The sequence below is a fragment of the Aquibium microcysteis genome (genome assembly GCF_014495845.1).
Lineage (GTDB): Bacteria > Pseudomonadota > Alphaproteobacteria > Rhizobiales > Rhizobiaceae > Aquibium > Aquibium microcysteis.
Genome location: NZ_CP061080.1, coordinates 5,425,691 through 5,445,785 on the forward strand (window position 1 = coordinate 5,425,691; position 20,095 = coordinate 5,445,785).

General features: G+C 68.5%; 17 protein-coding genes. 5 read left to right on the forward strand and 12 right to left on the reverse strand.

Annotated elements, in window-relative coordinates; genetic code table 11:
• Positions 1 to 3: 3 nt before the first annotated feature.
• Both IAI54_RS25590 and IAI54_RS25595 read right to left on the reverse strand, forming a co-directional pair.
• Entirely contained in the window at positions 4 to 999 is a 996-nt protein-coding gene (locus IAI54_RS25590) for a sugar ABC transporter substrate-binding protein (RefSeq protein WP_187969860.1), read from the reverse strand.
• A 26-nt stretch (positions 1,000 to 1,025) separates the two neighbouring features.
• Positions 1,026 to 2,000, reverse strand: coding sequence for an ABC transporter permease (locus IAI54_RS25595; RefSeq protein ID WP_187969861.1), 975 nt, complete (start codon positions 1,998 to 2,000; stop codon positions 1,026 to 1,028).
• A gap of 234 nt (positions 2,001 to 2,234) precedes the next feature.
• On the opposite strand from IAI54_RS25595, the gene IAI54_RS25600 reads away from it, so the two are divergent.
• Complete coding sequence (locus IAI54_RS25600) at positions 2,235 to 3,176, forward strand: AraC-like ligand-binding domain-containing protein (RefSeq protein ID WP_187969862.1); 942 nt, start codon at positions 2,235 to 2,237, stop codon at positions 3,174 to 3,176.
• 147 nt (positions 3,177 to 3,323) lie between these two features.
• Positions 3,324 to 4,058: a SapC family protein gene (locus IAI54_RS25605; RefSeq protein ID WP_187969863.1), complete on the forward strand. Its 735-nt coding sequence runs from the start codon at positions 3,324 to 3,326 to the stop codon at positions 4,056 to 4,058.
• A gap of 162 nt (positions 4,059 to 4,220) precedes the next feature.
• On the opposite strand, the gene IAI54_RS25610 is transcribed toward IAI54_RS25605, so the two are convergent.
• On the reverse strand, positions 4,221 to 5,873 hold the full coding sequence (locus tag IAI54_RS25610) for a flavin-containing monooxygenase (RefSeq protein WP_187969864.1): 1,653 nt from the start codon (positions 5,871 to 5,873) through the stop codon (positions 4,221 to 4,223).
• Positions 5,874 to 6,302: 429 nt separating this feature from the next.
• On the opposite strand from IAI54_RS25610, the gene IAI54_RS25615 reads away from it, so the two are divergent.
• Entirely contained in the window at positions 6,303 to 7,169 is an 867-nt protein-coding gene (locus IAI54_RS25615; RefSeq protein WP_187969865.1) for an FkbM family methyltransferase, read from the forward strand.
• On the opposite strand, the gene IAI54_RS25620 is transcribed toward IAI54_RS25615, so the two are convergent.
• Both IAI54_RS25620 and IAI54_RS25625 read right to left on the reverse strand, forming a co-directional pair.
• On the reverse strand, positions 7,126 to 8,325 hold the full coding sequence (locus tag IAI54_RS25620; protein WP_187969866.1) for a glycosyltransferase family protein: 1,200 nt from the start codon (positions 8,323 to 8,325) through the stop codon (positions 7,126 to 7,128). The genes IAI54_RS25615 and IAI54_RS25620 overlap by 44 nt on opposite strands.
• A 90-nt stretch (positions 8,326 to 8,415) precedes the next feature.
• Positions 8,416 to 11,061, reverse strand: a complete 2,646-nt coding sequence (locus IAI54_RS25625; protein WP_187969867.1) for an AMP-binding protein — start codon at positions 11,059 to 11,061, stop codon at positions 8,416 to 8,418.
• Between the two features lie 295 nt (positions 11,062 to 11,356).
• On the opposite strand from IAI54_RS25625, the gene IAI54_RS25630 reads away from it, so the two are divergent.
• On the forward strand, positions 11,357 to 12,409 hold the full coding sequence (locus IAI54_RS25630; RefSeq protein ID WP_187969868.1) for an amidohydrolase family protein: 1,053 nt from the start codon (positions 11,357 to 11,359) through the stop codon (positions 12,407 to 12,409).
• A gap of 21 nt (positions 12,410 to 12,430) precedes the next feature.
• Positions 12,431 to 13,759: a polysaccharide pyruvyl transferase family protein gene (locus IAI54_RS25635; RefSeq protein WP_187969869.1), complete on the forward strand. Its 1,329-nt coding sequence runs from the start codon at positions 12,431 to 12,433 to the stop codon at positions 13,757 to 13,759.
• Between the two features lie 51 nt (positions 13,760 to 13,810).
• On the opposite strand, the gene IAI54_RS25640 is transcribed toward IAI54_RS25635, so the two are convergent.
• The 7 genes from IAI54_RS25640 to IAI54_RS25670 all read right to left on the reverse strand — a co-directional run bounded on the left by IAI54_RS25640 (position 13,811) and on the right by IAI54_RS25670 (position 20,015).
• Positions 13,811 to 14,503 carry a hypothetical protein gene (locus IAI54_RS25640; protein ID WP_187969870.1) on the reverse strand — a complete coding sequence of 231 codons (693 nt, stop codon included), beginning with the start codon at positions 14,501 to 14,503 and terminating at the stop codon, positions 13,811 to 13,813.
• Positions 14,504 to 14,598: 95 nt separating this feature from the next.
• Positions 14,599 to 15,246 (reverse strand): sulfotransferase family protein, encoded by a 648-nt coding sequence (locus IAI54_RS25645; RefSeq protein WP_187969871.1) that lies wholly within the window; start codon positions 15,244 to 15,246, stop codon positions 14,599 to 14,601.
• A gap of 12 nt (positions 15,247 to 15,258) precedes the next feature.
• On the reverse strand, positions 15,259 to 15,912 hold the full coding sequence (locus tag IAI54_RS25650) for a sulfotransferase family 2 domain-containing protein (RefSeq protein ID WP_187969872.1): 654 nt from the start codon (positions 15,910 to 15,912) through the stop codon (positions 15,259 to 15,261).
• A 59-nt stretch (positions 15,913 to 15,971) separates the two neighbouring features.
• Entirely contained in the window at positions 15,972 to 16,712 is a 741-nt protein-coding gene (locus IAI54_RS25655; RefSeq protein WP_187969873.1) for a hypothetical protein, read from the reverse strand.
• A 51-nt stretch (positions 16,713 to 16,763) separates the two neighbouring features.
• On the reverse strand, positions 16,764 to 17,744 hold the full coding sequence (locus IAI54_RS25660; RefSeq protein ID WP_210321176.1) for a mitochondrial fission ELM1 family protein: 981 nt from the start codon (positions 17,742 to 17,744) through the stop codon (positions 16,764 to 16,766).
• A complete protein-coding gene (locus IAI54_RS25665; RefSeq protein ID WP_235679453.1) occupies positions 17,741 to 18,877 on the reverse strand; it encodes a glycosyltransferase family 4 protein in 1,137 nt (378 codons plus the stop codon). The genes IAI54_RS25660 and IAI54_RS25665 overlap by 4 nt, the downstream gene beginning before the upstream one ends.
• A 268-nt stretch (positions 18,878 to 19,145) precedes the next feature.
• Positions 19,146 to 20,015: an AraC family transcriptional regulator gene (locus IAI54_RS25670; RefSeq protein ID WP_187969875.1), complete on the reverse strand. Its 870-nt coding sequence runs from the start codon at positions 20,013 to 20,015 to the stop codon at positions 19,146 to 19,148.
• Positions 20,016 to 20,095 lie beyond the last annotated feature (80 nt).

Below are 20,095 nucleotides of genomic sequence, written 5' to 3' on the forward strand. Positions count from 1 at the left end.
GGATCAGCCCTTGGCGGGGAGATCCCAGCAGGAGGCCGCCGTCATGTTGTCCTTCGTCAGGAAGGTGAGCGGCGTGAACAGCGTGGTCTTGGTGGTGCCGGCCGGCTGCTTGAGCTGCAGCAGGTGCTTGATCATCGTGGCCATGTCGCGCGCCTGGCCCGGAACGAAATAGACCACGACCTCCGAATAGGTGCCGTTGGCCAGGCCGTCGCAGGCCATCCGGTTGCCGCCGCCCTGCGTCAGCAGGTAGACGTCCTTGCCCGATTCCTTGATCGCCGCGGCGGTGCCGACGTCCATCACGTCCCAGAAGCCGGTGATGGCGCAGAGGTCGGGATGCTGCTGGATCACCGTCGCGGCGATGTTCTTCGCCTTGGTCGCGTCCCAGTCGGCCGCCTGGTTGGAGACCAGCTGGACCTCGGGATGCTTCGACAGCACGTTGTTGATGCCCTGCATCTGGTAGACGCTGGCGGCCGCCGTCAGCACGCCCTGCGTGATCGCCACCTTGCCGCTGCCGCCGTTCGCCGGCGAGCACTTCTCCACCAGCCGCTCGCCGATCCGCTCGCCCATGCCGACATAGTCGGCGCCGATGAAGGCGTCGGTGGAATAGCTCGAGCGCATGTTGACCTGCACCACGTAGATGCCGGCCTCCTCGGCCTTGCGCAGCAGGCGCGCATAGGACTGGACGTCGGGGTTGTGGACCACGATCACGTCGGGCTTCTCGGAGATCAGCGAGGTGATCGCCGCGGCGCCGGCATCCGTGCTCCAGTTCGGATCACGGATGTCGAAGGTCACCCCCAGCGGCTCGAAGGCTTCCTTCAGGCCGGCGGCCCAGCCTTCGGTCAGGTCGAAGCCCATGGCCACGGGCACGTAGGCGATGCGCTTGCCCTTGAAGGAGTCGTAGTAGGGCGCCCGCGTGGGGTCGTCGATGCCTTGGGCGATCGCGGAGCCGGCGGTCAGGGCGAGCGTCGCGGCGAGCATGCAGGTCTTCAGCAGTCTCATGTTTTTTCCTCCCGATGAGAACGAGCCTAGATGTCCCCTTGCTGAGCGGTCTGCTCGTCGCGGGGGTTGATGATCGTGTCGATCACGATGGCGGTGAGAAGGATGACGCCCTTGATGACGTTCTGGACCGTGTACTGGATGTCGAGGATCGTCATGCCGTTGAGCAGCACGCCGATCAGAAGCGTGCCGACGATGACGTTGCGGATGCCGCCCCGGCCGCCCGACAGGCCGATGCCGCCGAGCACGACCACCAGGATCACGTCGTAGACATAGGTCGAGATGGCGACGCGGGTGTTCATGCTGGCGACGGAGGCCGCCGTCACGATCCCGGCCATGTAGCCGATCAGCGACGAGATCACGTATTGCAGCACGACGACCGGCCGCGTCGGAACGCCGGTGATGCGTGCGGCCAGCAGATTGTCGCCGACGGCGCGCAGATAGCGGCCGGTCCTGCTGTAGCGCAGGAACAGCCAGCCGCCGAGACAGACCGCGGCGAAGAGGAAGATCGGCACCGGCACGCCCTGGATCGTGCCCTGGCCCAGCCAGAGCAGCGGCCGCGCGGCGTCCGATATGTAGACGACGTCGAGGCCGAACAGGAAGTAGCGGCCGAAACCGTAGATCAGGGTTCCCATGGCCAGCGTCGCGAAGATCGCGGGAATCTCAACATAGGCCACCAGCCAGCCGCTGAAGGCGCCGACGGCGAGGCTGAAGGCGAGTCCGAGCGTCAGGGCCAAGGGGAGCGGAATGCCGCTCGCGGCGAGGTGGAGGGTCCAGGCGACGGATACCGCCATCAGCGCCACCAGCGACAGGTCGATGCCGCGGCCGATGACGACGAGCCCCATCGCCACGCCGAGAATCCCGAGGATCGAGACGCTGCGCACCAGGTTCAGGATGTTGCTGGTCGTCAGGAAGCCCGGCAGGCTCAGCGCGAAGACGAGGCACATCAGCACCGCCAGGGCAAAGACGATCTGCTCCTGGCTGAGCCGCCCGAATGAATGCATGTCCGCCCTCCCGCAGATGCCGTCGGCGGAACGAACCGACCGACGCCGGCAAAGCTAGCGACCGGGCCGCCGCCGTTCTTTCATGACCGCGCATAAATCTTGCCTGAGGATGCACTGCGCGCCCGGACCGCTGGACGCGGTCGATCCGCAGGACTACGCTTCCTGATGGCCGGCTCGGTCGGACGGGAGGAATTGTCGGGCGGATCGTCGGCGCACGGCTCGGGAGGGGAAACCGTGGACCTCGTCTTTTCGACGGACGATCACGAACCCGCGCGCCGCTATGCGGCCTGGCGCGACGCCATCTGCGACGTCTACGTCCATGTCGACGTCGCCGCGACGGATCCCGAGCGCTATCGCGGCTTCATCCGCGAGGCGAAGTTCGGCGAGGTTGCCATGACCGACATCCTGCTGTCGCAACAGCGCATCCAGCGCAACCGGCAGCACATCTCGCGGCTCGACAAGGACTGCTACTACCTGCAGCTCATCCACCGCGGCAATCTGAGCGTGCTGCAGCATGGCGCCACGCACCGCTCGAATGCGGCGCGCGGCGCGCTCTTCTGCGCCACCGAGCAATACGAACTCCAGTGCCATGGCGAGGTCAGGTCCTTCTACCTGGAAATCCCGCGCGATGCCTTCGCCCAGCGGTTCCCGCGCGAGCGGATCCCGCTCTCGGCCTCGATCAACACCACGCAGGGGCTCGGCCGCATCGCCACCGAATTCTGCGCGACGCTCGCCACCGAAGGGTCGAAGCTCGCCGAACCCATCCGCGCCGGTCTCGGCAACCAGCTGATGGACATGCTGGCCTTCACCCTCCTGTCGTCCGAAGGCGACGTGCCCGCGGCCGAAGGTTCGGTGAAGAAGGCCCGTCTGGCATCCGTCCAGCAGTGGATCGAGGCCCATATCGGCGAACCGGACCTGTCGCTGGAGAAGATAGCCGGCGCGAACGGCATGTCGCTGCGCTATCTCCATCTCCTGTTCGAGCCCTGCGAGATGTCGGCGTCCGAGTGGATCTGGAACCGCCGGCTGCAACTCGCCTACGACCGGCTGGCCAAGGGCGACGCGCGCTCGGTCACCTCGGTCGCCTTCGATCACGGCTTCAACAGCTCCGCCCATTTCTCGACCATGTTCCGGCGAAAATACGGGATTTCCCCGCGCGACGTCGGGCGGCCGCGCTGAGGCAGGTCGTCCGGCCGCAGTCCTGATCGAATGTCGCTGCGACGCTGCGGCAGAACGGGCTTTGGACAGAGCGATAATTCCGTTGTTCGGCGGCCACGCTTTGCTCTACCGTGCGCCGATCGAAATGCCGACAAAGATGCCGAGGCCATGAAGAACCCGCTTTTCTACAAGAAGGTCGTCCCGCTGGACCACGTCAGACACCGCGACCTGCGCATGGCGCGCAAGGCCAACGTGTTCCCCTTCGCGCGCGGGGCCAACTTCGTGCCGGCGGTGGTGGACGAGTTCGGTGCGGCGATGGCGCATCTGCCCATCGCCTTCCTGCCGGGCGCCGGTCAGCCCGCCGCGGTGTTCGTGCTCGGTCTCGAACCCGGCAGCAACCTGTTCCTCGAGGCCGACGACAGCTGGGCCGGACGCTACGTCCCCGCCTATCTACGCCGCTACCCCTTCATCGTCGGCGACGTGAAGGGCCGCGAACCGCTGCTGTGCGTCGACGAGGCCGATGACGGGCTCGGCCGCAAGGACGGCGAACGCCTCTTCTCCGACGCCGGCGAGTCGGGACCGCTGGTGAAGCAGGCGCGCGACCTCTGCGCCAACTACAAGCGCGCGGCCGACCGCACCGACGAATTCTGCGCCACCCTCCAGAAGCTCGGCCTGTTCTCGTCCGTGACGCTGAACGCGCAGACGCCCGATCGCGGCAACATGGTCGTGCACGGCCTGTTCACGATCGACGAAGCCGCCGTCGACCGCCTCGGCGCCGACGACGTCAAGCTCCTGCACGAGAAGCGCTTCCTGAAGCCGATCTTCCAGCACATCGCCAGCCTGGGCGCGCTCGCGAAGCTGGCAGACCGCAACGCCGCGCGGCAGAAGGCATCGGCGGCCTGAAGCAGGTCTCCCGAAAGCGGGTACCGGGTTCGGGAGACGAGCAGCTAAGGCGTGCGGAGCGATCCGGAAGATCGCGACACGCCTCGTTTCCGCCGCTGGCAGTGCCTTCGCCTCTCCTGCGCCCGTCCGCGACGAGCGCGACGGGCGCGGCGTCGCGGCCCGTCAGGCGGCGGCGCTCTCCCTTGCGCGGTCGAACACCAGATTCTCCGCCCGGTCCCGCGCGGCCGCGGCGCAGTGCTCGCGGTACTTGTGGAAGCCGCCGATGAACATCGTCAGCCCCTGCGGCTTGCCCTTCACGTTGGCGCCGACCCACCAGGTGTTCGCCTTGCGGATCAGCGACTTCTCGGCCAGCATCGCGACGAGGTCCATCCAGGCATCCTCCACGCGCGCCGACGGCTCGACGGACCGCAGGCCATTGGCGTCCATGTAGGCGATCAGCTCGGCGATCCAGTCGACGTCGTGCTCGGCGATGGTGATCAGGTTGGCCAGCGCCGCCGGGCCGTTCGGGCCGTTCGGCGCGAACAGGTTCGGGAAGCCTTCGAGCATGATGCCGAGATAGGAGCGCGGCCCGCCCGCCCACTTGTCCTTCAGCGTCCGGCCGTCGCGGCCCACCACGTCGAAGGCCAGCAGCGCGCCGGTCAGCGCGTCGTAGCCGGTGGCGAAGATCAGGACGTCGAGCTCGGTCTCGCCCGACTGGGTGCGGATGCCCTTCGGCGTGATCTCGACGATCGGATCGGACGCCACGTCGACCAGGTGGACGTTCGGCCGGTTGTAGGTCTCGTAATACTCGGTGTCGAGGCAGGGCCGGCGGGCGAAGATCGGGTAGCCCTTCGGCTTCAGCGCTTCGGCCGTCTTCGGGTCCTTGACGATCTCGCCGATCTTCTCGCGCACGAAGTCGGCCACCTGGTCGTTGGCTTCCTGGTTGGACAGGAGGTCGGCGAAGGAGCCGAGGAAGGTGTGGCCGCCATTGATCCAGGCCTGCTCCATCACCTGGCGGCGCTGGGTCGGCGGCAGGCTGAAGAAGGGCCGCGAGGTGGCCGGGCGCGTGCCGCCGGTCGGATTGTTGCGCATTGCCTCGCGCATGGCGCGATAATGGCGCTTCATCTCGGCCACGTAGTCGGGCTCCAGCACGTGGTTGCGCATCGGCAGGGTGAAGCTCGGCGTGCGCTGGAAGACGAAGAGTTCGCCGGCCTGGCTGCCCAGCGTCTGGATGATCTGCACCCCGGTCGAGCCGGTGCCGAGCACGCCGACGCGCTTGCCCTTGAAGTCGACGGGCTCGTGCGGCCACTTCTGCGCCCGCAGCAGCAGACCCTCGAAGCGGTCGATACCGGCGATGTCGGGATCCTTCGGCACCGAGAGCGGGCCCGTCGCCATGATGCAGAAGGGCGCCTCCAGCACCTCGCCGCCGTCGGTGGTGGCGCGCCAGAGCTTGGCCTCGTCGTCCCAGGCCGCCCGCGTCACGCGGGTGTTGAAGAGATAGTGCCGGCGCAGGTCCAGCCTGTCCGCCACGAAATTCGCATAGGCCAGGATTTCCGGCTGGGCGGCGAACTGCTCGCTCCAGGTCCATTCCTGCTCGATCTCGGGCGAGAATCCATAGCTGTAGTCGACGCTCATCAGGTCGCAGCGCGCACCCGGATAGCGGTTCCAGTACCAGACGCCGCCAACGTCGCCGCCGGCCTCCACGCCGACCACCACCTTGCCCATTTCGCGGAACCTGTATGTCGCATACATGCCCGCGAAGCCTGCGCCCACGACGATGACGTCGATGCGCCGCGCGCCTGCTGCGACGGCCTGCGCCTCTGTGTGCTTTTCCATGACGGTCCTCTCTCCCCACGACGATCCGGCGGGCGCGACGACGCCGTCTCGCCATCGGCGACGGCATGTCCGCCCGGCGCCCGTCGGCTCCGGCTATCCCGATCGACCCGGCAATCGCCGGGTCCTGTGCGACTTGAGCCGCGGCGACACCCTCCCGGGCCGCCTCGCGCTCTATCGCTCCCAACCATCCAACCGCCACTGGAGCAAGTCAACGATATCGCGGATGCGCAGGGATCATTCACGGATGTGAAAAATTCCGGGCCGGGCAGGGCGCGCGTCCGGTGGCGGGACGAGGCGGTCCCTCGCGCCCGCAGGGCGGGGAAGCCGATCGCCTTCGAGTCTGCCGCCCGATCCCGGCATGGTCCCGCGCGGTCTCGTTTGCCGGACGCACGGGAACCCGCTAAGCACGAGCGAGCCCTGGAGCGACCGATGACGACACCACCCGCAGCCCCTCCCTTCGGCGCGCTGAAACCGACACCGGCCGCGTCGCTCTTCCTGGGTCTTGCGCGGCGCACGGGGCAGGGACGCGCCTCCGCGCTGCTGCGCTCCCTGTGCTACCGGCTGGCCGGCGGACGGTCGGGCGGGCCTTTCGACCTGACGGTCTTTTCGGGGCAGTCGGTGCGGCTCCATCCGTCGGGAAACCTCTGCGAGAAGCGCGTCTTCACCAGCGATCGCCACTGGGACGTGCCCGAGCGGCGGCTGATCGACCGGGCGGCCCGCGAGGCGTCCGGCGCGTTCCATTTCGTCGACGTCGGCGCCAATGTCGGCCTCTATTCCCTCCACGCCCGCAGCGCGGCGGCCGCGGCCGGCCTTCCCCTCCGGGCCGTGGCCATCGAGCCTCAGCCGGAGATGCTGCGCCGCCTGCGCTTCAACATCGACGCATCCGGCGCCGGGGACGAGATCAAGGTCTGCCCCTGGGCGGTCACCGGCGTGCCGCAGACCGTCCGCATCGACGCGGAAGCCGGCAATTTCGGCACCGGGCGCATCGTCGAGCATGGCGGCGGCTCGACCGTCGAGGTCGCCGGCCGGCCTCTGGTCGACGCGCTGGACGAGGCGGGGCTCGACCGGATCGACGTCCTGAAGATGGACATCGAGGGTGCGGAATTCCCGGCGCTCGAAGCCTTCTTCGCCGCTGCGCCGCGCACGCGCTGGCCCCGCTACGTCATCATCGAGGCGGGGAAGGGTTCCCTCGACCAGCCGGCGATCGCGCTCTGCCGCGACAGGGGCTACGTGGTGGAAGGCCGCGGGCGGCTCAATGCGCTGCTGGCGCTCGGGCAGACCGCGCAGCCCGGGTAAGGGCGTCCAGAGAGTCCGAAAGTTCGGCCAGCACGCCCGCCCATTCGCCCGGCCTCTGCTGGTGGATCAGACTCACGCTGCCATACCAGCGGCTGTCGGTCCCTTCCGCCGGCCAGGCCCAGTAGGACGGCACCGACAGCAGCCCCGCGGCCGGAATGCCGAAGGCCCCGGCGATGTGGAGCACCGAATTGTCGATGGTCACCACGGCGTCCGTGGCGGCAAGGCTCGCCGCCAGGGCGCCGACGCTCGCCTTCGTGTCGATCGTGTCGAAATGGATGCGCCCGCCGAGCGCGCCTTCGAGGATCCGGCGTTCCTGCGGCGTCACGCCGTGCTGGGCGGAATGGAAATCGGCGTCGAAGCGTGCCAGCAGTCCTGCGAGATCTGCGATCGGGATGTTGCGGTAGCGGCCCTGCGTCCGGTTGGTCGTCTTCCATGAGACCGCCACCTGCGGGCGCCGGCCGGTCATCCGGGGCTTTGATTCGGAAAGCCGGAACGGCGATGCGGCGATGGGCACGAAGTCGGCCGGCGACCGCACGACGAGCCCCAGCGCGTCCCGCGCAGGCAGGAAGGCGGAGCATCGCCCGCGGAGGCTCGCCAGATCGCTCTCCTTGTCGATGACCGTGCAGTCCGGAAAGTTCGTCCGCATCACGTCGGCCAGGCGCGCGTCGCAGGCCAGGACCATGGGCAGGCCGTGTATCTCTTCCAGCCGCTTCACCACCTTGGCGCACAGCAGTTCGCCGCCGAGGCTGGCCTTGAAGTTGAACCAGACCAGCACCGGCGCGTCCGTCGGCATGCCGGGGCGCCAGAGCGGAAGCCCGAGCTCGGTCACGAGCGCGGCCGGATGGTTCGGGTTCTCCACCCGGATCGGCACGCCGGCCGGCACTACCCCCGGCACATGGGCCTGCGGATCGAAGTCGGCACCCGGATAGCGCGGCCAGCCGCGCCCCACCTCGCCGAACTTGAAGTCGATCCAGTCCGTCATCTGCCGCGCCTTGGCGCCGTGGCGGCTGTTGCCGACGCCGGCGAAGGCGGCGCGCGCGGCCGCATAGTCGCCCGCGTTGAAATGGCTGTCGGCCAGCGCGATCCGCAGCCGGTCGGCCGTGGTGCCCGCGCGACCGTCGAGGAGGCCGATGGCGGCCTCCACCGGACTCCGCATCAGCCCAGGTCCAAGGCCGCGGAAGATGGCTTCGATCAGGCGCCGCATCGGTCTACCGCCACCCGCATCCCGTTCGTGCCGGCCCTGCACTCATGTGTCGCGCTCGCCGGTGAACGGGTTGACCCTGGCCTTGCGGCGGAAGAGACCACCCTCGCGGATCTTGTGGAAGGTGCGGTAGACGCCGAGCGCGCCGGGGATCCTGTGGACGGTATCTGCAAACCCGTCGCGGCGCTCTTCCGTCGCCACCGGCCGGCCGTCGAGGAAGGTCCCGATCGCGTTCGCCACCGCCTCCACGTTGCCCGGCCGGAAGAACTCGGCATGGCCGCCATGGACCCAGATCGCTTCCACCGGCCCGGTGAAGGGGCTCTCCCACCCCGGCCTCCCCCAGCCGATCGCGCGATAGGCGCGCAGCCGGCTCTGCTTGCCGAACATGAACAGCAGCCGCCCTTGGAACGATGCCAGCCGCGGGGTCGCATGTTCGAGGATGATCATCCCGAGCACCGGCTTCCCGGCAGCGGCAAGGAGGCGCTCCAGCCGCTCGGCGATCCAGCCGCCGCGGCAGTTTCCGCCGAGAAAGCACGGGCCGGTCGGGTCGAGGGACAGGATTTCGGCCGCATAGTGCCGCGCGAGCCGGTCCAGCATGTCCTCGGTCGGCGGAAACAGCCGCCCGCCGGAATAGAGGCCGAAAAGCGGCTGGTCCGCATCGAGCTGCGGCGCCAGGCTTCCCATCTCGCGGGCCGGACTGTTGAAGCACCAGAACAGCGGGATCCGCGTCCCCTTCATGTTCACGGCCTTCATGGCCGAACCCGGCCGCAGCACCGGAATCGAGCCGAGCGCCATGACGCTGGCGAGCGAGCGGGCGTCCGCCGACGAAAGCCCGTCTGCCGGCGCAGCGGCAAGGACGGGCTGCGGAAGGTCGTCGGGCTGCATCGCGTCGATCGACCGCGCCATCGCCCGGACTGTCGTGATCTGCCCGAGCATCTCCTCCGGCAGCTTGCGGCCGAACGCGGCCTCCACGGCGAGGAAGACTCGCACCGCCGACAGCGAATCGCCGCCGATGGCGAAGAAGTCCGCGTCGGGTCCGACCGACGGCAGCTCCAGTTCCTCCGCCCAGATGGCGGCGACGGTGGCCTCGGTTCCCGTCTCTGCCGCGTCGGCCGCGGGTGATGCCGGGGCCTCTCCGGCCGGCTCGTCATCCAGCCGCGACAGCGCCATCCGGTCGATCTTGCCGATCATGTTGCGCGGCAGGTCGTCGACGATACGGATCCGGGCAGGCACCTTGAAGGCCGCCAGCCGCCCGCGCAGGAAGGCGCGCAGCGCCTCCGGCGTGACGGTCTTCCCGTCGCGCAGCACCACGGCGGCGGCCACGTCCTCGCCGAGCGTCCGGTGGGGGACGGCATAGCAGGCCGCCTGTGCCACGGCCTCGTGCGCCATCAGCGCGTCGTCCAGCTCCTGCGGGTTCACCTTCTCGCCGCCGCGATTGATCAGCTGCTTGATCCGCCCGGTCAGGAACAGGTCGCCGTCCGCATCGAGATGGCCGAGGTCGCCGGTGTGGAACCAGCCGGCCCGGAACTGCTGCGCATTGGCGTCGGCGTCGTTTTCGTAGCCGGCAAAGACGTTGTCGCCGCGCACCGCCACTTCGCCCGTTTCGCCCGCCGGCAGCGTCTCGCCCGCAGGACCGACGATGCGCACCTGCGGCCCGCAGCTTCGTCCGACCGATCCCGGCTTGCGCAGGGCCGGCGGCAGCGCCGTCGAGGTGATCAGCGGTCCGGCCTCCGTCATGCCGAAGGTCTGGAGCACGGGAACGCCGAACGTGTCCTCGATGTCCTGCATCACCTGCGGCGGCAGCGCCGCGGCCACCGAACGCAGCAGGCGCAGGCTGTGCGGCGTCACCGTCAGGCCGTTGCGGCGGGCATGCACGACGAGCTCGTTCAGCGTCGCCGGCACGCCCTGGAACCAGGTCGGACGGACGGCGGGCAGCAGCTCGAAGAATCGCGCCGCGTCGAAGCCGGGCGTGCAGACCAGCGTCCCGCCCGAAAGCAGCGGCGCGAGCAGCAGGTCGACCAGCCCGCCGACGTGGAACTGTTCCCACATGGCCAGGCAGCGGTCGGCAGGCGACAGGCCCATCGACCGGGCGACGTCGCCCGCCGAGGTGCAGACGTTGCGATGCGTCAGCGGAACCGCCTTGGCCCGGCCCGTCGAGCCGGAGGTCAGAAGCACCAGCGCCACGTCGTCGGGGGAGGGCTGCGGCACGTCGCCTGACGAAGCGCCCGCGCCATCGACCGAGCCGTCGGCCGAAAGCCGCAGCAGCGGCAGCGCGAGCGCCCGGGCGGTCGCCACCGCCTCGCCCTCGTCGGTCGCCGAAACCAGCAGGGCGTCCAGCCGCGTCTCGCGGAAATAGGCCTCGTACTCCGCCGATCGATAGGTCGGGTTGAACGGCAGCGCCGCGCCTGCGCAGGTCACGCCGAGCAGCGTCACGGCCATGTCGAGCCCGTTCGGCAGGACGATGCCGATGCGCGGCCGCCGCTGCCCGCCCGCCACGCCCGAGACGGAAGCCGCGACGGTCTCCACCCTGGCCAGAAGGCCTTCGAAGGTGAGCATCCTCCCGCTGACATCCATCAGGGCAGGCGCATCGGGCGAGCGATCCGCGGTCTGGTGCAGGGCGCTCAGGATGTCCGTCGGCAGCGGCCGCTCGGTCCCGCTCGCGTGATGGCCGCCAGGAGCTGGTGCGTCCACGTCCGTTCTCCCGCTGCCTCGCCAGGTGGCGTCGTCGCTTCGCCGCTCCGAGGAACGTGATGTTTCGTCCCTTGCGGCCGGTCCGATCTTCCTCTCGACCGCATATACGCTCCCGGTCCGCCCTTTGTCGATGGATCAACCCGTGGGCATCCGCCCGACCGCCTCTCGCCGCCATAGCCAAGCGGAGGCATTGGGATTATCTGGAGCGCAGGCAGATATGGAACGACGCATGCGCAGGCACCTCGCCACCCCGTACTTTCGAGAACTCGAGCAAAGGATCGCGGGACATGGCGGGATGTTCAACGCGCACCTTCACCTCGACCGGGCGGGCACCTACCACGAGACCGTCAAGCTCCTGGCCGAGACGAAGCGCGACGGCGCCATCCTGCCCCTGTCCGGCAAGCACGCCCTCATCCCCCGCATCCACGCGAGCCGCTGCTACGAGCGGGGCGAACTCAAGGCCCGCACCGACGGCTATCTCGGCAATTTCATCGATGCCGGCACGCGCCGGGCCGATACGCTGGTCGACGTCACCGACGACGGCATCGACCTGCGCGCCCTCGACGTCTTCCTCGAACTGAAGCGGGAGCGCAGTCCGGACCTCGACTTCCGGATCGGCGCCTACAATCCGCTCGGCTTCCGCGACGACCAGCCGCGCCGCTGGGATCTCCTGCTGGAGGGCGTGGCCAAGGCGGACTTCATCGGACTCCTGCCCGAGCGCGACGACCGGGCGATGTATCCGGACCACATCGGCTTCGACGAATCCTGCCGCCGCGCCATCGCGCTGGCCGTCCAGACCGGCAAGCAGGTCCATATTCACGTCGACCAGGCGAATCACTGCTACGAGGCTGCCTCGGAGGCCGTCGTCGGCATCGTGCGCGATCTCGGCGCCGGCGTGCCGCGCGATGCCGAGCCGCTGATCTGGCTCATCCACCTGATCTCGCCCTCGACCTATCCGGAGCCCCGCTTTCAGCGTCTGGTCGCCGACCTCGCCGAACTCAACATCGGCGTCATCTGCTGCCCCGGCGCCGCCATCAGCATGCGCCAGTACCGCCCGCTGCCGTCGCCCACCTTCAACTCCATCGCCCGCGTCCTCGACTTGCTGGCCGGCGGCGTGCAGGTGCGCCTCGGCTCCGACAACATCTGCGACGTCACCTCGCCGATGGGCACGCCGGACCTCATGGACGAACTGCTGGTGCTGGCCAACGCCGTGCGCTTCTACGACATCGAGATCATGGCGAAGCTCGCCGCCGGCATCCGGCTCGACGACGGCGACCTCGAGCGCCTGCGCCGGCACCTGGCGGAGGATGCGGCCATCGTTGCCGCGACGGTGGCGGGACTGAGCTGAACGCCGGGTGGACGGGACATCGTGAAGGTTGCGCTGACGAACTACACCGGTGGGAGGTCAAACTGGGGATGCCGCGCCACCAGCATCGGCCTCGTCCAGTTCCTGCAAAGCGAGTGCCTGCCGCCGGACGTCAGGCTGGACACCATAGCCTTGCCGGTGGCGCATGAACTCGACCGGCTGCACGAGGCCCGCCACGGGAGGCAGCTCCGTGCCATCTACTCCAGTGATCGGCCGAGCGAAGCCGACCTCGATCTTCTGGAAGACCTCACACGTGAGCGTTTCGGCCCGCACTTCGACCTGGTCCGTGATGCGGACGTCGTCTTCTTCCAGGGTGAAGGAACGGTCGGACCCGGCAACTACCTCCAGAACGTCCGGCTGTTCGGCCTGCCGTTTCTGGCCAGCCGGAAGTGGAAGAAGCCCGTCATTTCCCTGAATCAGACCATCTATTCCTCCGGGGGAGCGGATCGCCGCGTCCTCGCTTCGATCTTTTCGGGCTTCGATCTTGTCGCCGTCCGGGAGGCGGCATCCTTCGCCTTCGCGTCGGAAATGGGCCTTTCCGACCGCCTTGTCTGCTGCCCCGACATGGCGTTCCGGGACGTTGGAACCGCTGCCGGGCATTCCGCGGCTCTTCCCGGCCAGGATTATTTTTGCGTCACGGGCTCTGCCGCGTTGAAGAAGTTGGACGAGGGCATGATCGTCCGTGCCGTCGATGAGATCGCCCGCCTGACCGGACTGGCACCGGTGGCCGTGCACTCGCGCAAGCAGGACCGGGAGGTTCTGGAGACGCAACTGGCGCCGATGCTCAGCGTCGGTGCCGGCGAGATGCCGGACCACCACGAACTGGTTTCCGTCCTCGCCGGCGCGAAATTCGTGTTCGGCGGCCGTTACCACACCGCCGTCTCCGCCCTGTCGCAGACCACCCCCGTGATCCTCCTTCCGGGAAACACCTTCAAGTCGGAGGGTATCGCTGACCTCGTCGGCGTCGACTTCCGCGTGTTCGCGCCCTCGGAGAATTCCGCCATGGCGAAAGCCGCGCTCGATCTCATGGTCCGGCAGGACGAGATCCGCGCCTCGATCGCCGTCGGGCTGCGGCGGATCGCCGGCATGCAGACGGATTTCGCCGCCCTCGTTCGCGAGCACCTGAGCGGTCGGCGTGTCGACGTCGCGCGGTATGCGTCGTTGCGGCCGGATGTCAGATGGACCGACCGGCACCGCTTCGACGGCGTCTACGAGAAGGTCAACCGGCACCGGCGACGCCTGGTGTTCTTCCCCGGCAACGCTCTCGCGCGACTCCGGCGGTCGCCCGACTTTCGCGCGAGTATCGGTCGAACCTTCGTCGATCTTCCCTGAGGGACCGCAGTCCGGAGAAGGCGGGCCTGCCATCGCCGCCCATCCAGCGCTTCAGAACATGTACCCGAAATGCTCGATCTCGCGCCTGTACCAGCGCCCCACCAGGTCGCGGACGTCGTCGGTGTACAGGTCGCGATACCGCCCGTCGTCGGTCCGGTTGCCGCCGCGCCGGTGCGGCAGCGCGTAGCGATCCGGATCGAGGCCGATCTCCTTGATGACGGCGCGGAAATCCTCGTGCAGGTTCTCGAAGCGGATCACGTGATGGGCGCACACGCGATTGTCGATGCTGTAGATTTCCCAGTTGCGCAGCCTGTTGTGGTGCAGGAGATTGTAGACCGGCGAGCGCATCGCGGAGGCGAATTCGACGCTGGAAGGCTTCTCGCCCTTGCTTGATCGGTGCGCAAACAACGAGACCTGCCGGTCCCACGGATTCCGTTCGCTCGTGATCACCGTGTAGCGGTCGAACAGGTCTGGTCCGAGGAAGTCGCGCAGATCCTTGGCATAGCCGTGCCGGTGCAGCCCGCTCAGGCGCGGCAGCCGGCGCCGGAAAGCGCCGCTGCGGCCGGAGAAGGACACGTCCTCCAGCTTGATGTTCTGCCGCAGCAATTGCCGCCGCACTGACCAGTCCGCCGCATGGGGTCTGTCATGTTCCAGGATGATGTCGCGAAAGGCGGCGTAGAGACTGCTGCTTGCGGTCTTCTCTGTTTTCAGGAAGATGAATCGGAACCGGTGCGAGACCAGCATGTCAGGAGCCCCATTCGACGAGCATGCAGACGAATCTCGTTCTACCGAACCGTGCGGCCAGATCCCGCGCGATCCGGTTCGTTGTCCGGACGTTCTCACCCATGCGGCAGCCGGCCATAGATCGGCGCGATGACGAGCCTGTTGATCAAACGTGCGAGCGGCTTGCGGTCGGGCGTGGAGCGGTTCCGGTGCGGCACGGCCGTCCCGGGCGTTTCATGGCCGAGGAAGCCGCAGAGCTTGTCCCAGCCGTCGCCGTCCTCGAGGCAGAACTCGACGAACCGCTCTGGATGGGCGGCGAAATAGCCGCGCACGGCCGCATTGTGCTCCTCGTAGGTCTTCACGAACGCCGCCTTGCGGCCGAACGGTCGGTAGTGGCCGTAGGCGTCGCGCATGGATTTCAGCGGGCTCGTCCCGAGCCCGTGATTCTCGACGCTGCGGAACCAGGTGTCGGCGTCCTTCCGCCGGGTCAGGATGAATTTCGCCCGGGGGCCGTATCTCTCGTTGGCGTAGCGGTACACCAGGGGCCACGGCCAGTCCTCGAAGGCGTCGTAGGCGTCGAGCGTCGGGTCGACCGCCTGCACCCTGCCGGCGCGCACGTCCGCAAGAAGGTCCTTCCTCGGGCCGCACACGCGGTAGCCCAGCGCGGTCAGCATCTCCTTCAGGGTCGAGGTGCCCGTCTTCGACAGGCCGACGACGAAGACCTTTCGATCTGGACGCACTGCGGGGATCGGGGCGGATGGCATGCGGTTTCCTTCTCAGCGTTGCCTGCCGGCCAGCATGTCGGGCTGAAGCCCGGCCGCGAGCAGCGAGGGCACGTCCTCGCCATAGCCGAAATCGGCGAAATCGCGGGCATAGGCTTCCCGTATCCGACCGAGGGCTCGCTCCGTGAGGATCAGCGGCACGCGGGGTGAGGGCTTCTCGCGTATCGGGGTCGCGGGCGGCGGAGTTCCCAGCCGGTCGCCGATGCGCCGCAGGCAGGCGTCGACCCCGTCCTCGAACCGCATGATCTCCATGCCCGGAAGGACGAACTCGTGCTGCGGCCGGAAATGGTTGTCCCGGTACCACGGGTCGAGACCGCGGCGCGACAGGGCATAGGAAAGCCAGCCGGAAAACGACAGGCGCGATCGCAGCCAGCCCGGCTTGCGCATCTGGTAGCGGTACTCGCTGACGAGCCGGACGACCGGATGCCGCACGATCGTGAAGCACCAGTCATGGCCTTCCGCCGCGTCGATGGAGGCGAGAGCCGCCGCGTGGAGGTGCTGGGCGCTGCACCGCATCCCGGCCACGCGGCCATTGCCTTTCAGGAACACCGAGCCGTGGCGCGACAGATAGCGCTCGACCGACGATCCGCCGGTCTTGGGGATGTGCACGTAGAGCACGCTGCGCCCGTTGACCACGGCGACCGGCATCAGCGCGTCCCCCGCTTCGTGACCATGGCCGGCGTCCGGGCACGCACCGGTTCGGCTCCTCAGCGCCAGTGGTCCGCGATCCAGGGCGACGGCCGGATCGACTTGTAGATCTTCTTCCATGGCGACGTCGTCGGCCATTCGCCCCGCATCGCCTCGTCGATGTCGGGCTTGCCGGTGAAGGCCACGATCTTGGCCTCGGGCGGGAGCCTCGGCGCGACGAAGAAGTTGAGCGGCCATCGTGGAACGAGCGAATGCTTGAAGCTGAGGCACCAGGCCGCCGGATAGAAGTCGACGCTGCCCAGCGTGCGGCTGACGAAGGTCTGGCTGTTGCGGTAGAGGTCCATCATCGCCATGGGGTCGGGCCGGAAGCGGCGCCACACCTCCTGCAGTTCGCCGATCCGGTAGCGGAACACCGACATGTTGCCGATCCCTTGCCCGGGCTGCGTCCAGTTCTCGATCGTGACGAAGCGGGAGGCCGGGTCGTGATCGAACAGCGGGTCGATGGCGCCCGTGACCAGCAGGTCGAGATCGAGGTGCAGCACCGGTCCCGAGAGATCGCCGACCGCGGCGTCGAACAGGAACATCCGCCGGAACGGGTGGAACCGCATCGCCTCCGGCAGGTCGAAGGGCGGCATCGGCATCGTCTCGATCTGCGGATCGATGCCGGTCGTGTCGTCGGTGATGCACACGAAGCGCAAGGGGCGCTGCGTGTTCGCTGCGACCATCCGGTGCAGCCGGTTGACGTATTGCGGCCCGTAGCGGTCGCCCCACTTCAGGCAGATGACGGTTTGGCGCGACATGGATGACGACTTTCCTGAACGCATCGCAGGGGGCGGCGGCATGCAGGGCGGCTATCCTCTTTCCTGCCGCGCCGCAAGTCGTCGCGCATAGCGTCGGCGGATCTCCTCCGCCACGAAGGGCGTGGCATCGACCGGCGGGTAGTCGTTCCCGCCCAGCGGACCCGGAAACGGCCGTATGGTGGCGACCTCCCGCAGGGCTTGCAGGAAGCGGTCGAACTTGCGGTGCCCGCCCCATGGCTGGAAGATGTGGATCGGCCGCCCCGTGGCGGCGGCTTCGCCCATCATGCTGATGGAATCGCCCGTGACGACGACCGCCTCGGCGAGCGCGAGATACTCGACGATCGGGTTCACGCCCGAACTGTCCCAGAGATAGACGTTATCGACCCGGGCGACGGCCTCGATGGCCCGCGCGAGTGGCCGCGGCGTCCGCCGCGACAGCGTCACCATCAGGCCGGCGCCGGTCCCGGCGAGGTCGCCGATCGCGGAGGACAGCGTCTCGATGTCGCTCTGCGTGAAGCGGTGATGGCGGCTGTTGCCGCCGACGAGGACCGCGATCCGGGGCCGCGGCAGTGCCGCCAGCTCCGCTCGCGCCGTCTGCCGGGCGCGCTCCAGCCGTTCGGCCGAGAACCGGTGCGGCGCCGTCCGGATCTGGAGCACGCGCTCCCCCGTCAGCCCGTCATGGTGCTGGGCGACCACCAGATCGGCTCCCGCCCGCGCCGAACGCGGGTCCATGAAATAGACGCAGAACGTGTCGGGCGAAGCGGCCTTCACGGCCCGGAGATACCGCACGGTCCTGCGGCCCGAGGCGATGCACAGGTCGGGGTATGGCGGGTCGAGGGGCGGGACGCCGGCCTTCGGTGGCCGTATGCCGAGCAGAGCGGGGAAGGGCGGCGGCAGGCGCTCCCGCCGCCGCATCGGCGGCACGGTCCTGATCTCGTAGGGGACTCCCAGCCGTTCCGCGACACCGATCATCGGCGACAGGTGCCCCTGCTTTCCGTCGCTCAGGATCCAGGCGGTCCTCGGCGCGGTCACGGTCTCGCCTCCCGCGCCGCGAGGACGCGCGCATAGGCCGAGCGTTCCGCTGCCAGCGTCATCTCCGCGGTGAACCGGTCGAGCACGTGGGCGCGCGCCGCGCGGCCGACGGCGCGCGCGCCGTCGGGATCGGCGAGGGCCGCGCGGACCGCGGCTGCAAGCGCCTGCGGGTCCCCCGGCGGCACCAGCCAGCCGGTCTCGCCGTGACGCACCGTTTCAAGGCTGCCGCCGTGGGCGGTGGCGATCACGGGCGTTTCCATCGCCCCGGCCTCGACGGCCGCTCGACCGAAGGCTTCCGGGGACGTCGCGACGGAAAAGGCGAGATCGGCGGCCTTCAGCAGGGCCGGCACGTCGTTGCGGCTGCCGGCGAGAACGATCCGGTCGCGCGCGGGGCCCGATGCGATCCTCGCGGCGAGGTCCTTGCGCAGCGTTTCGCTGTCATGGCCGCCGGCGAACACCATGGTCCATGGCAGGTCGAGCAGGGTCTCGAGCGCCTCGACCAGGACCGCATGTCCCTTCCAGCCGCTCAGGCGGGACACGTAGACGAGCAGGGGGCGGTGCGCTGCGTCGAACCGCTTGCGAAGCCGGGCGACGTCGACGTCGGGCACGGTCGCCGGATCGAAGAGGTCCGTGTCCACGCCGCGCGGCGCCACGACGATGCGTGAATCCTCCACCCCATAGACCGTGCGCAGATGATCGGCGATGAACCGCGAATTGGCGATCACGACGTCGCCCCGCAGCATGACCGAATTGTACCATCGCTTGAGCGCCGAACCGTGGCCGTAGACGCCGTGGAAGGTGGTGAGGAAGACCGGTCGGTGCCGTGCCTTCCGCGCGGCGAGGTAGCCGACCCACGCCGGAACCCGGCTGCGGGCGTGGATGATGTCGATGCCCGTCTCGTCGACGATGGCCGACAGGCGTCGGGCATTGCGCCAGACCGACAGCGGCGATTTCGCACCCACTTGCATCGTCACATGGACGGCACCCGCCGAGGTGATGGCATCGACCAGTCGTCCGCCGCCGCTCACGACCCAGTTCTGCAGCCCTTCGGCGCCGAGACTTCGCGCCATTTCCACCGCGCTTCGCTCGACCCCGCCATCGTTCAGCGCGGGCAGGACCTGGAGCACCCGCATTGTCAAGATTGCATTCCATTCGCCTGCGACTCGACCCCCCGCACGAGGGTTTGCCGCATTGCCCGCAAAAAACCAGTTACCATACGTTAATCCACGCTGCGGAAGGCTGCGGTTCGACGCGTCCTCCCGCTCGCTTCGCCCGCATCAGACATCACTTAAATGACCCCGGCCTGCAGGCGCTGGCGATAGACCAAGGTCGGAGGCGACAACATATCGTATACCAGTCTGCGTCCGGCGCCGGCGGCTCGCTTGGGGCGCGCGTGCGGCCTCAGGGCCAGTCGGTGAAGCTCGTGCTCGGCGCCGTGATGCCGTGCTGCCGGGCGAGCGCGCGTTCGCGCCTGTAGGCGCCGGGTGCCGTCCCCGTCATCCGGCGAAAGAAGACCGAGAAGTGGGCAGGGTCGGCGAAGCCCAGCGAATGGCCGATCTGCTGGATCGTCATGGCCGAACGGTCGAGCCGCAGCGCCGCCTCGTGCGCCAGCCGCTCGGAAACCAGCGCCTTGGGCGTCTTGCCGATGCCGGTCGTGCAGATGGCGTGCAGCCTGTCGGTCGAGATGCCGAGTGCGTCGGCATAGGTCGCGATGGACCAGTGACTGCGGAAATTCATCTCCACGAGCTGCCGGAACCGCTGCAGCAGGCCTGCCTTCTCGCCGGCGCCGACGAGCGAGATCTCATGCGCGCCCGACAGCCGCATCATGGTCACCAGCACGATCCTGAGCAGGGCCGAGAGCAGCAGCGGCGATCCCTCCTGCGGCTGGCGCAGTTCCGACAGAATGCCCTCGAAGCAGCGCGACACCACCGCCGTGCGCTCCGCCTGTCCGGCGAGCGACAGCACGAAGTCCCTGTCGACGAGGTAGCGCAGGTCGACCGACTCCGCCTGCTCGCCGATCGCATCGACCAGCAGCGCATTGCCGACATGGCCGCGAAATCCCGTGCTGCCTGCCTCCACGATCAGGCGCCCGGGCTGCAGGTCGCCTGCCCACAGCAGCGCCGGCGCCTGCATTCCCAGGCGTTCCTGCCCCGTCTCTGCTTCGGCGGCGCCGTCCGTCAGGAGAACGATCTGGCGCTCCACCGTCTCCGCCCGGCGGTTGAAGGACCAGACCCGACGTTGCAGGCTGCTCTCGATGCGCTCGGCCTTCATCGGCCTCTTCCCCCACGTCCTTTGCTGGCATTGGCCAGAAAACCACAAACAATAGCCAGAAAAATACCTTCTACAAGCTG

Excerpts from the sequence above, each read along its gene's own strand:
- IAI54_RS25590 (WP_187969860.1), bottom strand. The coding sequence starts at position 999 with ATGAGACTGCTGAAGACCTGCATGCTCGCCGCGACGCTCGCCCTGACC.
- IAI54_RS25595 (WP_187969861.1), bottom strand. The coding sequence starts at position 2,000 with ATGCATTCATTCGGGCGGCTCAGCCAGGAGCAGATCGTCTTTGCCCTG.
- IAI54_RS25605 (WP_187969863.1), top strand. The coding sequence starts at position 3,324 with ATGAAGAACCCGCTTTTCTACAAGAAGGTCGTCCCGCTGGACCACGTC.
- IAI54_RS25610 (WP_187969864.1), bottom strand. The coding sequence starts at position 5,873 with ATGGAAAAGCACACAGAGGCGCAGGCCGTCGCAGCAGGCGCGCGGCGC.
- IAI54_RS25615 (WP_187969865.1), top strand. The coding sequence starts at position 6,303 with ATGACGACACCACCCGCAGCCCCTCCCTTCGGCGCGCTGAAACCGACA.
- IAI54_RS25620 (WP_187969866.1), bottom strand. The coding sequence starts at position 8,325 with ATGCGGAGTCCGGTGGAGGCCGCCATCGGCCTCCTCGACGGTCGCGCG.
- IAI54_RS25630 (WP_187969868.1), top strand. The coding sequence starts at position 11,357 with ATGTTCAACGCGCACCTTCACCTCGACCGGGCGGGCACCTACCACGAG.
- IAI54_RS25640 (WP_187969870.1), bottom strand. The coding sequence starts at position 14,503 with ATGCTGGTCTCGCACCGGTTCCGATTCATCTTCCTGAAAACAGAGAAG.
- IAI54_RS25645 (WP_187969871.1), bottom strand. The coding sequence starts at position 15,246 with ATGCCATCCGCCCCGATCCCCGCAGTGCGTCCAGATCGAAAGGTCTTC.
- IAI54_RS25650 (WP_187969872.1), bottom strand. The coding sequence starts at position 15,912 with ATGCCGGTCGCCGTGGTCAACGGGCGCAGCGTGCTCTACGTGCACATC.
- IAI54_RS25655 (WP_187969873.1), bottom strand. The coding sequence starts at position 16,712 with ATGTCGCGCCAAACCGTCATCTGCCTGAAGTGGGGCGACCGCTACGGG.
- IAI54_RS25665 (WP_235679453.1), bottom strand. The coding sequence starts at position 18,877 with ATGCGGGTGCTCCAGGTCCTGCCCGCGCTGAACGATGGCGGGGTCGAG.
- IAI54_RS25670 (WP_187969875.1), bottom strand. The coding sequence starts at position 20,015 with ATGAAGGCCGAGCGCATCGAGAGCAGCCTGCAACGTCGGGTCTGGTCC.